The following is an 18,090-nucleotide window of genomic DNA, read 5'->3' as shown; positions in this document are numbered from 1 at the left end:
TGGGAAATGTTCGGGAGCCAGACGCGAAACAGGTGGCCATGAGCGGCGCGCTCATCGACTGGTTTGGCCACGCCGCGCGCGATCTGCCGTGGCGGGCCCCCGAGACGTCGGCGTGGGGCATCCTCGTGTCCGAGTTCATGTCGCAACAGACGCAGGTTGAGCGCGTGATCCCACACTGGCTCGAGTGGATGGAGCGCTGGCCAACGCCCTCCGCGCTCGCCGCCGACGAGCCAGGCGAGGCCGTCCGGGCGTGGAAGCGGCTCGGCTATCCGCGCCGCGCACTGTGGCTGCATCGGGCCGCGGTCGAAATCGCCGAGCGGCACGGCGATGAAGTCCCTGCCGACGTCGATGCGCTGCTCGCACTCACCGGGATCGGCCCGTACACGGCGCGGGCCGTCGCCGTGTTTGCCTTCGGCGACACCCACCCGGTCGTGGACACCAACACGCGCCGCGTGATCGCGCGCGCCGTGCATGGAAAAGCCGCAGCTGGCATGCCTGCCGCGCGCGACCTTGACGACATGACCGCGCTACTGCCGGGCGAGCGCGAGGCGGCGGCCGTGTTCAACGCGGCGGCGATGGAACTCGGCGCGACGGTGTGCACGGCCAGGGCCCCGAAGTGCGGCGACTGCCCGATCGCTGAGCTGTGCGAGTGGCGGGGAGCCGGATACCCCGAGAACGCCCCGGCGAAGCGGCCCAAGCAGGCATCGTTCGAGGGCAGCGACAGGCAGGCGCGCGGCAAGATCATGCACCTGCTGCGTGCCGCGACAGCCGCCGTCGATCCCGTGGCGGCCCTCGAAGCCGCGGCCGAGGGGAGCAGCGGCGGCACGACCCGCGACGCGACGCAGCCCCAGCGGGCCCTTGACTCGCTCATCGCAGACGGTCTCGTCGTCGAGTTTGAGGGTCGGCTCCGCCTCCCCTAAGTCGCGGCGGTGAACCGCGAGTGAAGCAGAATTCATGGCACGGTCACGCGGTCGTCGAGCTCCGGCAACGCTGTATAGACAACTTGGATACCTGGGCGCCTCAGGCGGCGCACAAAAGGAAGGAATCCATGTCAATCGGCAGAATTGCGGGAATTGCGCTCGCGGGCGTCGCACTGCTGGGAGCGCAGGCCGCGCTTCCCCCGTCGACCGCCGCGGCAGCGGTCACCCAGAGCGAGGTCGCGGCGCCAGCGGCGAGCCTCGAGAGCGGGCGCTACGTCGGCGCCCAAACCATCACCTTTACGGCTGACCCCGGCGCGGAGATCAGGTACACACTCGACGGCACGCACCCCACCAGGCAGAGCCCGCTCGCAACCGGACCGATCACCGTCGAGCGCACCGCCAATGTCACCGCCGTCGCATTCACCGACCGGAGTGAGAGCCTGCCGACGATCCGCGGCATCCTCGTGAAGACCGCTGAGGAGCCGCTCTCGCAGTTCGCCGTCATGAGCGATATCCACCTCTCGACGGGTGCCGGACCGGCGTGGGACAAGTGGACCGGGTACTTCGACACGCTGAAGCGCATCATGCCAAACCCTGACGCGATCATTTCCAACGGCGACCAGATCAACGACAACAATTTCAACACCGCGTCGGACCACCAGTACCCCCGGACCATGCTCGAGCAAAACCTCGCGCGCACCGGAATGGGCGACACGAAGGTCATGATGTCCTTCGGCAACCACGACGACCGGGTGTACCGGATGGCCGAGCAGTACCCTGACGCCTGGTTCCCCGGCGACACCGGCTACTACGAGACGGAGATCAGTGGTTTCCCCGCGTTCGTCGTCAATACGGAGGCGTGGAACTCGACGCAGGCGAGCTGGCTGTACGGCAGGCTCGAGGCGCTCTCGAAGGATCCGGCGACGCAGGGCCAGCCGATCTTCGTGTTCGGCCACCGGCCGATCCCAGCGACGGTGTGGGACGGCGCGCAGTCGTCGAATTCCGGCCTCAAGCAGAACCTCAGCGCCTTCCCACAGGTCGTGTACTTCTCGGGGCACTCGCACCTGAACATCACTGACGAACGCTCGATTCACCAGCAAGACTTCACCTCGGTGAACGAGGGATCCATGTCCTATGGCGAGAACGACGGCAAGTTCCAGGTATTCGGCCCTGGCCTGGCTCGCGACGCCACGATCCCGACAGCGCAATCCGTTGTCGTCGACGTGTACGCGGACCGCATCGAGATCGACCGCATCAACTACGCGGCAGACCCGGGTAGGACCTACACCGACGACGGCGTATGGAGCTTCCAGGAGAAGCCGCCGTTCAACTCTTCCGGCTCGCTCGCCGGCCCGACTTGGACGGTGGCGCGCGGGGCAACCCCTGCCGAGACCAAGGCGAAGTTCACCTACACTCAGGCAAACCGGAACGCCGTGGCACCGGCATGGGGCGAGGCGCAGCCGACGGTACGGCAGACCGAGTCCGGGCCGGTGCTGCGTCTCCCCCAAGCGGGCGACGACCAGTTCACCTCCGAATACACGCTCGTCGTGAAGGACGCGCAGACTGGGGCGACGACCACGCTCGTGCCCGCGAACGGGCGGATCTACTCCGACTACGTCGTCGCGCCGAAACCAGCCGTGCTCGACATACCCCTCGCCGTGCGCGCCGGGGACCGGGTGGGCCAGCCGATCGACAGGACACTCGAGTCCGGTCGCAGCTACGAGGCGACGCTGACCGCGTACGACTCGTACGGCAATGCAAGCGCCCCGCGCAGCTTCACGTTCACCGCCGGCGAGATCGACCGAAGCGGGATTGAGGCGGCGGCGGCCACCGCGACCCCAGTGTTGGAGCGGGTCGAGCGCGTGATCGGTGCACACACCCCCGCCGAGGACGCCGACTTCGGTTTCGTCGTCGCGGATGTGCCTGCCGCGAAGCTGGCTGCAGCCGAACTCCGGTCGCAGCTCGATGCTGCACCGGCGACGCAGGACGTGGCAGATGCGACGGCGTGGGCAATCACCGACGCAGCGGACGCACTCGCCGCGTACCTCGCACCGGTGGACCGCGACGGCCTCGCCACCGCGATCGCCGAAGCCCGCTCGGCGCTTGACACCGCCGACACGGCGCGCACCCGCGCGGCCGCGTCCGGCGACGAGACCGAGCGCGCGCTGCGGGCCGAACTCGCAGCGGCAGAGGAACTCCAGGAGACGCTGAACGTCGCGCAGAACGCACTCGACGCCGCGGCCGAGGAACTGACCCAGGCAGTGACCGCGTGGAAGGCGTCCACCGAACCCGGCACTGACCCAGGCACGGGGCCCGGAACTGATCCCGGCACCGGCGCGACCCCAGGGACCGGCGCCTCCAACGGCCAGGGCGCAGGAGAGAAGCCGGGAAGCACGGCAGGCGGCAACTCGCTAGCGAACACCGGCTCGGCGGTCCTCGCGGGCGTCGGTGCGCTCGCCGTCGTGGCGCTCGCCGCGGGCGGTGCGCTGCTGGCAGCGCGACGCATCCGTCAGTCCTAGCGCGAGACACGGGCCCGGGCGAAAACTGCGGTCTTCGCCCGGGCCCGCTGGCGCTCCTACTCGGTCGGTGCGAGCGTGATTACCTTGCGCTCGACGAGCAGCGGGATGATCGAGCCGAGTCCGATCTGTTGGAAGTGCGAAGTCTCACGGTGGGCAGCGAAGTCCGCAGCCGATGCGTACTCCTCGACAATCACGAACCGCTCGGGATGCTCGAGGTCACGGGTGATCGTGTACGAGACGTTGCCTGGTTCGGTACGGCTTCCGGCGGCGAGCTGCGGCAGCAGCGCGGCCACCTCGTCGGCAGTCTCGGGTGATGCAAAATAGCGGGCAATAACGGTAAACATAGGTCTCCTATTCTCGGGAAGGTTGCGGACGGGTCCGCTGCTCACTCGCGTGCTCGTACTCCCAGAGCTTCGGCGTGCTCGTCGAAACCGCGACAGCGCCGTGCGAGAGCGCTGCCTCGACCTCGGTGGGTGACGTCACGAAGCCTGAGGCCACGACAGGTCGGATACGCATGATCTCGTGGCCAGCCACGAATGGGAGGACGGGCGCTGGCATGAGCTGCAGCAGGTCAGGCTTTGCTCCATGCACCGCGGCGACGCCGCGCTGGATATTCGAGCGGTCGGTGATGAACAGTTTCTGAACCGTGAGCAGACCGGCCTCCTGCGCCCTCGGAATCAACGATCCACGAGTCGTCAGGAGGCCGTCTGCGCCCAGCCTGGCAAGGTAGTCGACGCCGCCCCGGTCCTGGGCGAGACCAACGATCGAATCGATGTTTACGAACACAACTTTGCGTGGCCGATCATGGATTCGGGCAATGGCGGTCTCGAGTTCGATCAGGTCAGTTTGCGCGAGAAAGCAAAACTGTGCGGACGACTCAATGAACGCCTCAAGGTGCGGGCGATCGAGCACAGAGGCAATCACCGGTCTCGTGTGCAGACCGACGAGCTCCTTCAGACGCGCACGCCGCGCCGGATCGTTCTGTGCCTCACGCCTTGAAGCGGTCATCGTGGTTAGAGCCCCAGCTTTCCGGGGTTGAGGATCCCCTGAGGGTCAAGCGTAGCCTTGATCGCGCGCAGCACATCGAGTCCGCCGCCGAGCGAGTCAGCCATGTACGGCGCGCGCACGAGGCCAACGCCGTGGTGGTGGCTCAACGTCGTGTGGTGTCGCACAATGACCTCGTTGGCCGCGTCCCAGGCTGCCCGATACCAGTCCGCCCGGGTGGCCGGGTCCTCGACCTCGCCGCGGAACGAGAAGTACACGCACCCGGCATCCGTGTACGCGTGCGATTGGTGCGCCGAAGCGCGGAGCGTGCCAGGCAGCGCCTGCACAGCCTCCACAACCTCGGAATACACATCGGCGAGTGCCGACCATGGCCCACTCATTTCGAGTGTGTCCGCGACGAAACCGGCGCTGCGCGTGAAGCCCTCTGCGCTCTTACCGGTGAGGTAACGAGTCTCGTACCAGCGCTCGAGGAGTGCATCCCCGTCGAGTTCGACGCCGTCGAACTCCCGGCTCACCTCCTCAGCGATCGCGATCACGGCGTCAACAATCTTGGGGTTGCCTTCGTCCGCGATCAGGACCACGTTCTGATCTGGTCGGTCGAATTGCAGGCCGCTCTCGAGTTCGTCGTAGAGGCGAAGCGCGGCGGGAGTGGCGCCGCGCTGCAGGATCTCGCGGCACACATCGAGGCCGACCTTAAAGCTCGGAAACCCAAATGCAATCGCCTTCGTGTAGTCGGGGAGGCGATGCAGCTTGATCTTCAACGAGGTGATCACGCCGAGCGTGCCCTCCGAGCCAACGAAGAGTTGCTGCAAGTCACTTCCGACCGCGGAGCGGCCGGCTGCACCGACGGTGATGAACGAGCCGTCAGCAAGCACGACGTCCATCCCGGCGACCATGTCTTCGATCTTCCCGTAGCGCGTCGACAACTGACCGGCTCCGCGGCATGCGGCCCAGCCGCCAACCGTGCTGATCCCAAACGACGACGGCCAGTGTCCTGACGTCATGTTGTATTCGTTCTGCACGTGTTCCTCGAACACGTCGCCAAACATGCCCGCCTCGACTTCCACGATCTGACTCTCGGCGTCGTAGCCGAGCACGCGGTTCATACGGCAGACATCGAGCACGATGCCGCCGCGCAGCGGCAGCGCAGCGCCTGTCACGTTGGAACGGCCCGCCGAGACCGTAACAGGGATGTTGTGCTCGCTCGCGAGGCGCATAACCGCCTGCACCTGTTCCACCGAGTCGACCTCGGCACAGACCCCTGCGATCACCGCAGGCTCGCCGCCAGTCTCTGCAATCATCGTGCGCGCCCACCAGTCGCGCGTGTTCGAGACAATGTCCGCCGGCGCCGTGGTGACAGCGACGGCGATGCCGCGCAGCTGCTCGACAAGGCCGTCCGGAACTTCGACGACGTCATACTGGAGTGACCCCACCGTAGTCTCCGTTTCGACGACCGCGGGCGCCCAGCCTGGAGGAGTGTGTGCTCCCACGACGTAGTTCCGCTTGTTGTATCCGCGGCGAACCGCTTCCCGACTCATCATGACGATGTGCCTCCCATCAGCACTGATTTTTCTCTCTGGATCTTGGATTGGTAGTCGGTCACCTGCGCGGCGACCTCCGCCGCGCTCAGCGACAGTTCGACCGCGAGGATCTCGCCGACCCGAGCCGCGGCCGAACTGGACGCGTCGCGGGCCATGAGTCGTGCGCGCGTGCGTCGACTCAATACGTCATCGACGGTGTGCGCCATCTCGAAGCGGGCTGCGAACACGACCTCCGCCTCGATGTAGGGCAGTCCCGCCACGACCGGCGTGGAAAGCTCAGGACGCTCCGCGAGCATCTCGGAGATAAAGCGCGTCTCCGTGCCAAACCGCTCGGCGAGATGCGCCGGCAGCCCGCCTGACGAGGTGGCAGCCTGGCCGTCGTAACCCGCGGCTCCGAGGAGGTAGGCATTCTTCGTCCGAGCCTTGCCGCGCCTACCCAGTACTTTCATGGCGGCGTCGACGGTCTGTTCTGCCATGTGTCGAGACGTGGTGAGTTTTCCTCCGACGACAGTGACGAGTCCGTCGGAGTCGGTGCGAATCTCATGATTGCGTTTCACATCAAGAGTTTTACCGCCGGCCGCGGCGACGAGTGGACGAGTGCCGGCGATCGAGCCGAGCACGTCATCGGGGGAAATCTCAGTTCGCAGCGCGTGCATTGCTCCCTCGAGCAGAAAGTCCATCTCCGCGCGCGTGCAGTGGGTATCGTCGAGGTTCCCCTGGTAATCCTCGTCGGTCGTGCCGAGCAGGGCAGTATCGCCCCACCTCGTAATAGTCGCCCGTCGAGTACGCCCGGGGATCGGGATCGTGATCGTGCACGAGTTCTGGATCTTCGTCCACGGCACAGAGACGTGCACGCCCTTTGCCGGCCGGATGTTCGGCTTGTCAGTTCCAGGTGTCGTACCGTCCCAGTCACGCAGCCATGACCCAACCGCGATAACCACAGCGCGTCCTCGGATCCGAAGCTCCCGGCCGTCTACTTCGGCGACAACACCCGCGACCTTGCCCCGCTCGCGTACAACGGCTGTCGCCTTCGCGTAGTTTGCGATGGCTGCACCGTGGAACGCCGCCGTCCGAGCGATGTTGGTCGTGAGCCTGGCATCGTCGGCACGCGAGTCGTAGTACATGAATCCGCTCTCGAGCTTCTTCGGATCAAACAGCGGGCTTTGCGCGAGCACTTCCTCCCGCGAAAGCTTCTTGTGCAGCACCCCCTCGCGCCAACCGCCCGCCAGATCATACGTCCAGAGCAGGGCTTCAAACCCGGAGGCGAGCCTGCGGTCGAAGATCCCATCCTCGGAGAGAATCGGAAAGAGGAACGGGAGGCGCTGGACCAAATGGCCAGCGTTACGGCGCAGCCGCTGGCGTTCGAGAAGCGAGTGCCGCACGAGTGGCAGGTTGCCCTGCTCGATATAGCGGAGCCCACCGTGGATCATCTTCGAGGACTTACTCGATGTCCCGGAGGCGAAGTCCTCCTTCTCAATCAATGCGACATTGAGTCCGCGGAGCGCCGCGTCGAGCGCCGTGTAGGCACCGGTGATCCCGCCACCCACGACGACGAGGTCGAATACCTCGTCTTCCATGCGGCGTAGCGCGGTCGCCCTGCTGAGCCTCGGCGCGTCAATAGGCGAGAGGCTTTGGCGTTGTTTGTTCGCACGTTTTTCAGGAAACTTCATTCCGTCGTCGAATCCTTTCTTGCATCGGCTAGGTCCATTTCAGTGAGCACGCGGCGGCGCCACCAGTCCACCCGTTCTTCACGTTCGTCGGCGCCAATCGTCGGCTCGAAGACGTCGGGGGTTCCGAGGAGCTCTCGGGTGTCGTGAAGCGAGTCCCACATCCCCAGATCGACTCCGCCGAGGAACGCGATCCCCCGCAGCGAGGCCTTGTCGGTGTCGCGGAATCGGTAGTGTGGCACGCCCGTGATGTCAGCTTGCAGTTGCACGAGGGGGTCGGAACCAGAGAGTCCGCCCCCAACGTTCACCTTGCCGATCTCGATTCCCGCGACCTCCTGGTCGGCGTCTATGCTCCAGGCCACCGACTGGGCGATTCCCTCGAGCACGGCGAGAGCGACGTCCTCTCGCGTCGTGGACATGCTCATGCCGCCGATCAGGGCACCAACGCCCGCGTTCACACGGGGCATTCTCACGCCCGTGAGTGCGGGAACAGAGTGCACTGCGCCGCGTGTACCCCGTGCGGCGAGCTCGCTGATGTGCGCGCCCGACTCAAAGAGTCTGAGTTTGTCGACGAGCCAGTCAATTGCGGAGCCGGTTGTCGAGGTAAATGTCTCGATCGAGTAGCGCGATACTCCCCCGGTGCGCCACGCGACCAGACTCAGCGCACCCTGGTAGCGGCCGTCGTTGTCTGGCAGGTGAGTGCCGAGATTGAGATCGACGAACGACCCCGTTCCGTGGACACACATCACGTCGCCAGCATCGATCACCCCGAGCCCGATCATCGCAGCGTGCTGGTCGCCGGCCGCGGCGACGATGGGCAGCTCGATGCCAAGGATGTCGGGGCGAAGCGTGCCGAAGTCGCCTGAGTCATCTCGCAGCTCGGGCAGGAGCTCAAGGGGGAACCCAAGCGCCTCGACGAACCCAGTGTGGTAGGCGTGATCGGTCAACAGGTACGCACCCGAGCTCACAGCATTCGTGGCAGTCACGCTCAACTCTCGTCTGTTCGACAGCGACCAAAGCAGCCACGTGTCAACCGTTCCGAACCCAAGAGTTCCCTTGCGGCGGCACTCCCTGGCGCGCGTCTGCGCGGGGTCGGCGAGAGTCTTAGCTGCCCAGAGGTAGACGGAGCGCACGCCAGTGGGGCGGCCGATGCTGCGCCATAAGGTGTCGTCCCAGGCACCCGCCATGTTCGCAAGCTCGTCAGCGTACTGCGTGTCCTGCCACACCATTGATGGCGCGACTGGCTCGCCCGTCTCCGTGTCCCACAACGTCGCTGTCGCGCGCTGAGTCGCGATGGTGACGGCAGTCACCTCAAGACCGTGATCGACGGCGGAAGCGTACGCCGACCTGAGCGTTCGCACCGTCTTTTCGAGGATCTCCGCTGCACTCTGTACAACAACCCCGGGGCGTGGCGAGCTCACTGTCAATCGCTCGTAGGTGAGCCCGCCCACGTCACCGTCGGCGGTCACCCAGGCTGCACGTGTTCCTGTTGTGCCCTCGTCAATTGCGAGAATCGCCTGCTTCACCGCATACTCCTTCGTTCGTTTGGCTGCGCTAGCTACCGGACGATGTCTGCGTCGCGGAACTGCGGCGCCTCCGGCTCAGCATCCGGGTTGAAATCAGCTCGACTTGGCTCCCATTTGATGACCCAGCACACGATGGCGGCGATAAACGGCACTGCCGACAGGATGAGGAACGTCGGCCCAAGGCCGAGGTCCTCCTTGAGGATCGGGAACACGACGAGTCCGAGCGCGGCCCCGAGGCTGCCGATCGCGCCGATAAATCCATTCGCTGTCGCGCGTAGTTCGCTGCGGAACGAGAGCGTCGAGAGGCTCTTGCCATTCGCTCCGGGTCCTCCCGAGTGGAACAGGATGAACAACGACGGAACGATGAAGGCGAGCCACAGCGGCATCGTGTCGAAGAATAGGCCGAGCACCACGAGCATGACGAATACGAGCGAAAAGCCAATGGCCGACGCGCGGCGCAGGCCGAGCTTACGCGCAATGATTGGCGAAGCGAAGCCACCGACGATACCGAACAGGTTGAACACGAGTGTCCCAACTGTTGCGAGAACGAAGTCGCCCTCGCCGAAGATCGCAATTGAGATGATCGGCAGGTACCAGCCGACGGCAAAGTATTGGAGTGACTGGCCCATCTGCACGGTCGACGCGAGTATCGTTCGCGGGAGGTAGATCCCGCGGAAGATCAGCGCGACATTGCCGATGCCCTTAGTCGCAACACCTTCAAGCGGCACCCGGTCCCCCTCTGGTGCGGCTTGGAAGGTCTCGCCGTAGATCTTCGTCATCGAGCGGGCGGCATCGTCGAGCCTGCCCTTGCGTGCATACCAGCTGGGGCTCTCGACGAGCTTGGTCGCCTGTCCGATGAACAACAGCAGCGCGACGACCCCGGCCGCTCCGACCGCCCAGCGCCAGATCGAGTCGCCGACATTCATCTTGCAGAAGCCAATTGCAAGGATGAGGTTCGATGACACCGCGGTGTACCAGATGCCCTGCCAGGTGTTGATGCGGCTGCGGAACTTCGCCGGTGTGAACTCTGCGAGCAGCGCCATGGCGATCGCGAAGTCAATGCCGTATGCGGCGCCCACGAAGAAACGGCCGGCGACCACAAGCTCAAACGTAGGCGCGAAGGCCGCGATGAACGCGCCCGCAAGCGCGAGTACCTTTGCGACGAGCAGCGGGCCAACACGACCGAACCGATCAGCGAGCCAGCCCCCAATCGGGTTGAACACGAGCGCGACCCACGACGCCATCGACGTGAGGAGCGCGATCTGGCCAGCGCTGAGATCAAGATCTCGCGTCATCGGGCCAAGCCCGGCCGAGAGCGCGGAGTTCGAGAAAGCGTCGAGGAATAGGCCGCCGAGCGCGAGCCACCAGATCCAGCCAGCTCGGCCGCTGATCCGCGTCCGGGAATCGATGTACGAGACGACGTCGCCGATGCCCCGTAGAACGTGTGTTGCCATGTGAATGACCTCTCTGTCATACCTGGCAAGGGGTCACAACAGAAAGAGGGCAAGACAAAGACTCCATACCAGGAATTCTTTGATTCTTGCCCTGTTGCCCTGAAGTTAGCACCCAATGCTTGCCGTCGTCAATTCCAAATGCGATTCCACAGGCTTTCCTCGAGCTCATAAGTTTCGTACTATGGGATCAGCGTTCTAGACCTCCAGATTCACGCGTCTCATTCTTTCGTGCGTGCACTGTGAGCGGAATTGCTGCTGTTCGGCTCCCGCACTGTCGCGTACGTTGTCTCCGAACCCGAAGGAATTCTCAATGACGAATATCCGTGGCGCAGTCCTCACCACCTCCGACAGCACTCAGCCGTGGAGCGAGTCTCGGCCTATCGAGGTGCGCGAACTCGAGCTGCAAGATCCCGGTCCGGGAGAGCTACTCGTTCGCATCGAGGCCGCGAGCGTCTGCCACTCCGACCTCTCCGTCGTGAACGGCTCGCGGCCGCGCCCACTTCCAATGCTGCTCGGGCACGAAGCGGCTGGCAGAGTCACAGCGGTCGGTTCTGAAGCGGATACGGCGCTCATCGGGCGCAGGGTCGTGATGACGTTCCTTCCTCGCTGCGGGAGCTGCGCCGCCTGCCTCACCGACGGGCTGCTGCCCTGCGAGCCCGGCAGTCTTGCGAACGGTGCCGGCACGCTCATGAACGGCGACCGCCGCCTCACCGACGGGACCGCATCAATCAACCATCACCTCGGGGTTTCAGGGTTCGCCACCCACGCGGTCGTTGATGCACGCTCCGTCGTCGCGGTCGACGATGACGTGCCACCTGACATCGCTGCGCTCCTCGGCTGTGCGGTGCTGACCGGTGGCGGTGCCGTCGTCAACGCGGGACGGCCAGCCGACGGCGACACCGTCGCGGTGATTGGCCTCGGCGGGGTCGGTATGGCGGCGGTGCTCGTCGCTCTCGCCGAGGGCCACCAGGTCGTCGGCATCGACGCCAATGAGCACAAGTTTCCGGCCGCGATCGCGGCTGGAGCGACTGAGTGCATGACCCCGCAAGAGGTGATGGAACGCGGCCTCCGCTTTCCGGTGGTCGTCGAATGCGCTGGCCACCCGCGGGCGTTCGAAACCGCCTACGCGGCCACAGCCCCGGGCGGCCGCACGGTGACCGTCGGGCTGCCAGCTCCCGGACAACTGAGCGAGATCTCGCCGCTCAGCCTGACCGCCGAGGCGCGCACGGTGATCGGCAGCTACCTCGGCTCGGCAGTTCCCAGTCGCGATATCCCGCGCTATGCGCAGCTCTGGCGCGACGGCAAGCTCCCGCTCGAGTCGCTCATCTCAGCCACGATCGAACTCGACGGAATCAACGAGGCGATGGATGACCTCGCCACCGGCGACGCGCTGCGTCAGGTGATTCGCTTCTAAGGCAAGATAGCCGTGAGGCCCGGGAAGGACCGCGTCCTCCCCAGGCCTCACCGCAGGCTACGCGGCGTCGGGCAGACCGGGCAGTGTACCCAACCCGTCGATCGCTGGGATCGCCGCGAGTAGCCGCTGCGTATAGGGATCTCGCGGCGAGCGCCACACCTGCTCGACGGGACCGTGCTCGACGATCTCGCCCTTGTTCATCACCGCGATCTCGTCGGCGATGGTGCGCACAACCGCGAGGTCGTGACTGATGAAGAGCATTGACGCCCCGGACTCGAGGGCAAGCCGTCGCATGAGGCTCGCCACCTTGGCCTGCAGGCTCGCGTCGAGCGATGCGATCGGCTCGTCACCGATGAGCAGCTGCGGGCCCGACGCGATCGCGCGAGCGATTGCGATGCGCTGACGCTGGCCACCGGAGAACTGATGTGGGAAGCGGCTCGCGACGTCCGCGGGAAGCTCGACCTCGTCGAGCAGCCCCGACACCGACCATGAGTCCTTCTGCGGGTTGATCCGCAGTCCATCCGCGATCTGGGCGCCGACGGTGCGGCGAGGGTTGAGCGACGCATACGGGTTCTGGAACACCATCTGGATGCGCAGCAGCTCCTTCGGGCGCGTGCGCATCCCGAGGGTACGGATCGGCTCGCCGTTGAATCGGATGCTTCCCGAGTGGATTGGTTCAAGACCGCACACGGCGCGTGCGAGCGTAGACTTCCCGCAGCCGGACTCGCCGACGAGGCCGAGCACCCGCTGCGTCGGAAGCTCGAAGCTCACGTCGTTCACGGCGGTCAGAACGCCCCGACCGGGGAGCTTGTACTGCACCGACAGCGAGTCGAGCCTGAGCAGGGCGGGGTTCGCGAGCTGCGCGCTGGCCTCAGTCATTGCGTGTCTCCTGTTCGTCGACGGCACCAACGGCCGGCCCTGCACCCGCACCGTCGTGGCTGGGAAGGGCATCGATGAGCGCGCGGGTGTAATCGTGCTGAGGGTTTCGCAGCACGTCGTACCTGGTGCCCTCCTCGACGATCACGCCCTGGCGCAGCACCGCGATCCGATCCGCGAGACTCGACATGACGCCGAGATCGTGGGTGATGAGCATCACGGCGAGGCCCATCTCGTCACAGAGCTGGCGAAGCAAGCGCAGCACGCCTGCCTGCACGGTCACATCGAGCGCTGTCGTCGGCTCATCGGCGATGAGGATGCTGGGCTCGCAGATGATCGCGACGGCGATCGCGATGCGCTGCAGCTGCCCGCCCGAGAACTGGTGCGGGTACTTCTTCAGCGCCGTCTCCGGCAGCGGCACCTTGACCTTGTTCAGCACGTCGAGCGCGCGCTCGCGTGCCTCGGCCTTCGACACCCCAGTGTGGGCGCGGAGGTGGTCGGTGAGCTGGCGCTCGATCGTGAGCATCGGATGCAGGCTCGCGGTCGGGTCCTGGAACACCATGCCGATGCGCTGGCCACGAAGCTTACCGAGCTCGCGCTCGGGCAGGGCGAGCACGTTGCGCCCGCCGAACCTGATCTCACCGCCCGTGCGAGCATTCGCGGGAAGCAACCCGAGCATTGCAAGCCCGGTGATTGACTTGCCCGATCCCGATTCGCCCGCGAGGCCCGTGATCTGCCCGGGGATCAGGTCGAGGCTGATCCCGTGCAGGATCTCGCGCTCGCCGATCGCCACGGTGAGGTCGCGGATCGCGAGGCCGTCATCAACCGAGACCTCGCGGGCTCCGTCGTGGGTAACTGCTGAGTGGCTCACATTGCCCTCCCCTGCACCGCGTCCTGTGCGCGCGGATCGAGGGAATCGCGCAGCGAGTCCCCAATGAAGTTGAATGCCATGACCACGGTGAAGATCGCGAGGCCGGGGAAGGCAGCGATCCACCAGGAGGAGAACTGCTGCACGCCGTCAGACACCATCGCGCCCCAGTCCGGCGTCGGCGGGGTGGCGCCGAGCCCGAGGAAGCTCAGGCCCGCGAGTAGCAGGATCGCCGTCCCAACGTCGAGCATCGCGAGCACGAACACTGGTGAGAGTACGTTCGGCAGGATGTCTCGCCGCAGCGAGGTGAACGGGCCGTTGCCGAGCAGCCGACCGGCGATCACGTACTCCTGCGTGCGAGCCGACAGCACGAGCGAGCGGGTGACGCGAGCGTACGCGGGCCACGAGACGATCAGCATCGCGATGACAGCGTTTGTGAGGCTCGGGCCGAGCGCCGCGGTGATGACCATCGCCAGGATGATCGTCGGGAACGCAAATACGAGATCGGCGATGCGCATGATCACTTCGTCAACGGCTTTACCGAAGTACCCGGCGATCGCCCCGAGGGTGCCGCCGACAACCATCGATGCGACGACGAGTGAGAGCGCGAGCGGCATAGAGATCCGCGCGCCACTAATCACTCGGCTGAGGACATCACGGCCGACCGCATCGGTGCCGAACAGGTGCTCGGCGCTCGGCGGCTGGAGGCGTTCGAATGCCTGGGCGAGCGGGTCGTACGGGGCGATGATCGGCGCGAAGATCGCGATCACTAGCCAGATCAGGGCAATCGAGACGCCCGTGATCGCGAGCGGCGTGCGGAACGCCGGCGAGATCTTCAGCCAGCGGCGCCGCTTGGCGCGCTCGGTCAGGATGTCGGTGCTCATGCGACCCTCACTCTCGGGTCAATGACGCCGTACAGGACGTCGACGAGGAAGTTCAGTCCGATGTAGACGATGCCGACGACGAGGCCGACGCCCATGATCGCGGGCAGGTCAAGTTTGGTCGCGGCCGAGAACGAGTACTCGCCCAGGCCGTGCCAGGAGTACACCTTTTCGACGAGCACGGTGCCGGACAGCAGCGAGCCGAACGCGAGGCCGAGCACGGTGATGATGGGCACCATCGCGCCGCGGAGCACGTAGCCGAACACCACGGTGCGCCGGGGAAGGCCCTTCGCGGTTGCCGCTTTCACGTAGTCCATGTCGAGGACCTCGAGCACCGCGGAACGCGCAAAGCGGGTCAGCAGGCCGATCGTATAGAGCGCGAGTACCGACGCCGGGAGGACGAGGTGGTAGAGCGCGTCCCAGAACGTGCTCCACTGGCCGGCGAGCACCGAGTCAATCGTGTACAGGCCCGTGACGTGCGGCGGAGCGATGGCCGTCGGGTCGAGCCGGCCGGACCCCGGGAAGATTCCGAGCACGAAGAAGAAGACGTAGTACACGACGAGCGCGAGCCAGAACGTCGGCCAGCTCAGTCCGATGAGGCTGACGACTCGGATCACCTGGTCGACGAATGTGCGACGCTTGAGCGCGGCCCACAGTCCGAGGCCAATCCCGATGAGGGCGGAGAACACGATCGCGGACAGCGCGAGCTCGATCGTCGCAGGGAATGCTGCGGCGAGCTCGTCTGCGACGGGCATCCGGGTCTGCGTCGAGACGCCAAGGTTGCCCTGCAGTACGTTGCCAAGGTACGTGAAGTACTGCACGATGAGCGGCTGATCGAGGCCGTTCTCAGCGCGGAACTTCGCGACGATCTCGGGGTTCGCTGCTGCCTGCTCACCAAGCGCAGCCTGCACCGGATCGGCGGGCACGAGGTTGGTGAGCACGAAGGTGACAATCGTCACCCCGAACATCAGCAGGACCGTCAGGCCGAGCCGGACGGCCACGTACCGCACGAACGGGGGGATACCCCGCCGTGTGGGACGTTCGGCCGTCCGGATCGCGACGGTGCTGTTGTTACTTGATGAGGGCAAGATCCACAGTCCACACGGGGTTCGTCGTGATCGATTCGATCGACGGCGACGTCACCACATTCTGTGCGGGCTGGAGCAGCGGCACAAACGGCCCGCTCGCGTTCAGCTCGTCCTGCCACGCTTCGTAGGCGGGAGCGCGGTCGTCGCCGGTCGCAGCCTTCGCAGCGTTCGAGAGCTCGGTGACCTTCGCGTTCGCGTCTGCGGCCCAACCGGAGCGCAGCCCAACGAGCTCGCCCGGCGAGAACACGGTGTAGTTCGATGCATCCGGGAAGTCCGGGCCCCAGTACCAGAGACCGATGGTCTCGGTGCCGTTGCGGTACGCGTCGAGCTCGGTCGCGACCGGTGCCGGCGCGAGGGCGACCTCAATGCCGACCTCGCTGAGCTGCGCCTGCACCGCCTCCGCAACGTTCTGGAGCGAGAGACCCTGCACGGTGATGTCATTCGGGAAGTTCAGCGTGACCTTCTCGCCAGCGTAGCCCGACTTGGCGAGCGCGGCCTGCGCGGCGTCGACATCGCGCTGGTTGCCCTGCTTCGCGTCGATCGCGCCGACGAAGAGCGAGGGGATCGGCCCGCCGGGGCGCACCGAGCCCTCGCCTGCGAGGCTGACGATCTTGTCGTAGTCGAGCCCGAGCTTCACAGCCTGCAGGAAGTCGGGGTTGCTCGTGATTTCGCTGATCTCGGGGTTCTGGTTGAGCAGCAGGAAGATCATGTAGCGCGACGGGTTCGAGACGACCTTCACGTCAGCGCTTGCGAGCTCCGCGACCTGATCGGGGTTAAGGTCGAGCGCGACCTGCGACTCGCCCTTCTCGACGTTGAGCTTCTGCGTGGGACCCTCGACGTTGCGCAGCACGACGCGGTCGTATGCGGGCTTGTCCCCCGCGTACTCCGGGTTAGCCTTGAAGACGACCTGGGCCGCAGCGTCGAACGACTCGAGCATGTACGGGCCGGACCCCGCGGACTCGCCGTTGAGGAACGCCTCGGCTCCATCCGACTCGTCTGCCGATCCGCCGTTGGCCTCGACGACCTCCTGGTTCAGCACAGAAAGTGCCGGGTTGGGCAGGATGAAGGGCAGCGCCGGGTTCGGGGTCTCCGAGGTCAGCGTCAGCGTGTCGTCGCCGGTCTTCTCAACGGTGACGCCCTCGAGCAGGAACGACGGGTTTCCGAGGATGCCCTGCACGCGGGTCAGCGAGAAGACTGCGTCGTCGACGGTCACGTCGCTACCGTCCGAGAACTTCGCGCCGGGCTTCATCGTGAGTGTCAGGACAGTGTTGTCCTCGTTCATCTCGTAGCTCGCGAGCCCATCGACGGGCTTCGTCACGTCCTCGCCGTTGAACGTGAGGAGGGTCTCGTACAGTGCCTTCGCGACGATCGATCCGGTCGTCTCGTACTGGCGGCCCGGGTCAGCGGTCTTCAGGTCAAAGGACGCATCGACGACGATCGACTTGCCGCCTCCCGCTGCTTCACCGGTAGTGGGTTGTGCGCCCCCGGCACAGCCGGAGAGGACAAGCGCAGCTGCGGCGACCAGGCCGGTCGCGGCGAAAACGCGCTTCATCGAGTGCTTCATTTGTGGCCTTCCATCGTGCTATCCCTCTTTGGATAACTCTTTACAGAAATTACGCGATCCGCGATTATTGTGTCAACTTGAAAAGCCCCAGACGAAATCCGTCCACCCTCAGCATGTATATTGTGCAGAAGTTCCACTTTGCAACGACGCAGGACGACACGGAAAGTACAGAATGCAACTCGATGACATCCACATTCAAATGGTCGATCTGCTGCGGCGAGATGGGCGACTGTCCATCGCCGCGATGGCCGAGCAGTTGGGGGTCTCCCGTTCGAACGCCTACCAGCGCTACGACGCGCTCGTCGAGGCCGGCGTCATTACAGGCTTCACCGCGACGCTCGACTTCCGGGCGGCCGGGTTCGGGGTCGCGGCGCTCGTATTCGTCTCGCTTGAGCAGCAGCGCTGGCAGGAGTTCCGCGAGCGACTGCCCACAGTTCAGGAGCTCGAGTACTTCGCGGTGACGGCCGGAAGCCACGACGGCATGTTGCTCGTGCGCGCCGCCGACGTCGCCGCGATCCACGAACTCGTCGCGACGAATCTCGCAAAGTGGGATTGCATCAAATCGACCGAGACGGTGTTCATCATGGACGAGCAGTGGGATCGGGTGAACCTCCGAGCGGGATTCGCGGGCCGCGCTCTCCGGTCCAAGCTGGAGTTGCAGAACGACACTGTCATCGGCGTCTCACGCATCGCGAGCTACGTCGAGCCTGGCGAAGAGAATGAGATCGGCACGTAGCGTCTGACTGGGCTGGGCCCCGGAACGCAGA

General features: G+C 65.4%; 15 protein-coding genes. 4 read left to right on the top strand and 11 right to left on the bottom strand.

What is annotated here, in order from left to right; all coding sequences use genetic code 11:
- Positions 1-38: 38 nt before the first annotated feature.
- Positions 39-920 (top strand): HhH-GPD family protein, encoded by an 882-nt coding sequence (locus BJ960_RS01915; protein ID WP_221936355.1) that lies wholly within the window; start codon positions 39-41, stop codon positions 918-920.
- 128 nt (positions 921-1,048) lie between these two features.
- Positions 1,049-3,439: a chitobiase/beta-hexosaminidase C-terminal domain-containing protein gene (locus BJ960_RS01910; RefSeq protein WP_185986032.1), complete on the top strand. Its 2,391-nt coding sequence runs from the start codon at positions 1,049-1,051 to the stop codon at positions 3,437-3,439.
- A gap of 56 nt (positions 3,440-3,495) precedes the next feature.
- Here BJ960_RS01910 and BJ960_RS01905 read toward each other — a convergent pair whose 3' ends face one another.
- The 6 genes from BJ960_RS01905 to BJ960_RS01880 all read right to left on the bottom strand — a co-directional run bounded on the left by BJ960_RS01905 (position 3,496) and on the right by BJ960_RS01880 (position 10,632).
- Positions 3,496-3,783, bottom strand: a complete 288-nt coding sequence (locus tag BJ960_RS01905; protein ID WP_185986031.1) for a putative quinol monooxygenase — start codon at positions 3,781-3,783, stop codon at positions 3,496-3,498.
- Positions 3,784-3,790: 7 nt separating this feature from the next.
- The gene (locus BJ960_RS01900; RefSeq protein WP_185986030.1) at positions 3,791-4,447 is read right to left on the bottom strand and encodes a glycerol-3-phosphate responsive antiterminator; all 657 of its coding nucleotides are present in this window, start codon (positions 4,445-4,447) and stop codon (positions 3,791-3,793) included.
- Between the two features lie 5 nt (positions 4,448-4,452).
- The gene (locus BJ960_RS01895; protein WP_185986029.1) at positions 4,453-5,985 is read right to left on the bottom strand and encodes an FAD-binding oxidoreductase; all 1,533 of its coding nucleotides are present in this window, start codon (positions 5,983-5,985) and stop codon (positions 4,453-4,455) included.
- Positions 5,982-7,562, bottom strand: coding sequence for a glycerol-3-phosphate dehydrogenase/oxidase (locus BJ960_RS01890; RefSeq protein ID WP_237463735.1), 1,581 nt, complete (start codon positions 7,560-7,562; stop codon positions 5,982-5,984). The genes BJ960_RS01895 and BJ960_RS01890 overlap by 4 nt, the downstream gene beginning before the upstream one ends.
- Before the next feature lie 89 nt (positions 7,563-7,651).
- Complete coding sequence (locus BJ960_RS17125) at positions 7,652-9,178, bottom strand: FGGY family carbohydrate kinase (protein WP_185986027.1); 1,527 nt, start codon at positions 9,176-9,178, stop codon at positions 7,652-7,654.
- 32 nt (positions 9,179-9,210) lie between these two features.
- Positions 9,211-10,632, bottom strand: coding sequence for an MFS transporter (locus tag BJ960_RS01880; RefSeq protein ID WP_185986026.1), 1,422 nt, complete (start codon positions 10,630-10,632; stop codon positions 9,211-9,213).
- 310 nt (positions 10,633-10,942) lie between these two features.
- Here BJ960_RS01880 and BJ960_RS01875 point away from each other — a divergent pair, with 310 nt between their 5' ends.
- The gene (locus tag BJ960_RS01875; protein ID WP_185986025.1) at positions 10,943-12,046 is read left to right on the top strand and encodes an alcohol dehydrogenase catalytic domain-containing protein; all 1,104 of its coding nucleotides are present in this window, start codon (positions 10,943-10,945) and stop codon (positions 12,044-12,046) included.
- A gap of 57 nt (positions 12,047-12,103) precedes the next feature.
- On the opposite strand, the gene BJ960_RS01870 is transcribed toward BJ960_RS01875, so the two are convergent.
- The 5 genes from BJ960_RS01870 to BJ960_RS01850 are packed head-to-tail and all read right to left on the bottom strand — an operon-like array spanning position 12,104 to position 17,311.
- Entirely contained in the window at positions 12,104-12,925 is an 822-nt protein-coding gene (locus BJ960_RS01870; RefSeq protein ID WP_185986024.1) for an ABC transporter ATP-binding protein, read from the bottom strand.
- Positions 12,918-13,793, bottom strand: a complete 876-nt coding sequence (locus BJ960_RS01865) for an ABC transporter ATP-binding protein (protein WP_185986023.1) — start codon at positions 13,791-13,793, stop codon at positions 12,918-12,920. The genes BJ960_RS01870 and BJ960_RS01865 overlap by 8 nt, the downstream gene beginning before the upstream one ends.
- On the bottom strand, positions 13,790-14,674 hold the full coding sequence (locus tag BJ960_RS01860; protein ID WP_185986022.1) for an ABC transporter permease: 885 nt from the start codon (positions 14,672-14,674) through the stop codon (positions 13,790-13,792). Before BJ960_RS01860 ends, BJ960_RS01865 begins: the two co-directional genes overlap by 4 nt.
- Entirely contained in the window at positions 14,671-15,759 is a 1,089-nt protein-coding gene (locus BJ960_RS01855) for an ABC transporter permease (protein WP_221936259.1), read from the bottom strand. Before BJ960_RS01855 ends, BJ960_RS01860 begins: the two co-directional genes overlap by 4 nt.
- A complete protein-coding gene (locus tag BJ960_RS01850) occupies positions 15,743-17,311 on the bottom strand; it encodes an ABC transporter substrate-binding protein (protein WP_202229209.1) in 1,569 nt (522 codons plus the stop codon). Before BJ960_RS01850 ends, BJ960_RS01855 begins: the two co-directional genes overlap by 17 nt.
- 184 nt (positions 17,312-17,495) lie before the next feature.
- Here BJ960_RS01850 and BJ960_RS01845 point away from each other — a divergent pair, with 184 nt between their 5' ends.
- A complete protein-coding gene (locus tag BJ960_RS01845; protein ID WP_121073786.1) occupies positions 17,496-18,059 on the top strand; it encodes an Lrp/AsnC family transcriptional regulator in 564 nt (187 codons plus the stop codon).
- Positions 18,060-18,090: the final 31 nt, after the last annotated feature.

This window comes from Leucobacter aridicollis (assembly GCF_013409595.1).
Taxonomy (GTDB): domain Bacteria; phylum Actinomycetota; class Actinomycetes; order Actinomycetales; family Microbacteriaceae; genus Leucobacter; species Leucobacter aridicollis.
This window is presented reverse-complemented; position numbering and strand designations above follow the sequence as displayed.

Excerpts from the sequence above, each read along its gene's own strand:
- BJ960_RS01900 (WP_185986030.1), bottom strand. The coding sequence starts at position 4,447 with ATGACCGCTTCAAGGCGTGAGGCACAGAACGATCCGGCGCGGCGTGCG.
- BJ960_RS01890 (WP_237463735.1), bottom strand. The coding sequence starts at position 7,562 with ATGGAAGACGAGGTATTCGACCTCGTCGTCGTGGGTGGCGGGATCACC.
- BJ960_RS01910 (WP_185986032.1), top strand. The coding sequence starts at position 1,049 with ATGTCAATCGGCAGAATTGCGGGAATTGCGCTCGCGGGCGTCGCACTG.
- BJ960_RS01915 (WP_221936355.1), top strand. The coding sequence starts at position 39 with ATGAGCGGCGCGCTCATCGACTGGTTTGGCCACGCCGCGCGCGATCTG.
- BJ960_RS01880 (WP_185986026.1), bottom strand. The coding sequence starts at position 10,632 with ATGGCAACACACGTTCTACGGGGCATCGGCGACGTCGTCTCGTACATC.
- BJ960_RS01905 (WP_185986031.1), bottom strand. The coding sequence starts at position 3,783 with ATGTTTACCGTTATTGCCCGCTATTTTGCATCACCCGAGACTGCCGAC.
- BJ960_RS01895 (WP_185986029.1), bottom strand. The coding sequence starts at position 5,985 with ATGATGAGTCGGGAAGCGGTTCGCCGCGGATACAACAAGCGGAACTAC.
- BJ960_RS01875 (WP_185986025.1), top strand. The coding sequence starts at position 10,943 with ATGACGAATATCCGTGGCGCAGTCCTCACCACCTCCGACAGCACTCAG.
- BJ960_RS01845 (WP_121073786.1), top strand. The coding sequence starts at position 17,496 with ATGCAACTCGATGACATCCACATTCAAATGGTCGATCTGCTGCGGCGA.
- BJ960_RS01860 (WP_185986022.1), bottom strand. The coding sequence starts at position 14,674 with ATGAGCACCGACATCCTGACCGAGCGCGCCAAGCGGCGCCGCTGGCTG.
- BJ960_RS01850 (WP_202229209.1), bottom strand. The coding sequence starts at position 17,311 with ATGAAGCGCGTTTTCGCCGCGACCGGCCTGGTCGCCGCAGCTGCGCTT.
- BJ960_RS01870 (WP_185986024.1), bottom strand. The coding sequence starts at position 12,925 with ATGACTGAGGCCAGCGCGCAGCTCGCGAACCCCGCCCTGCTCAGGCTC.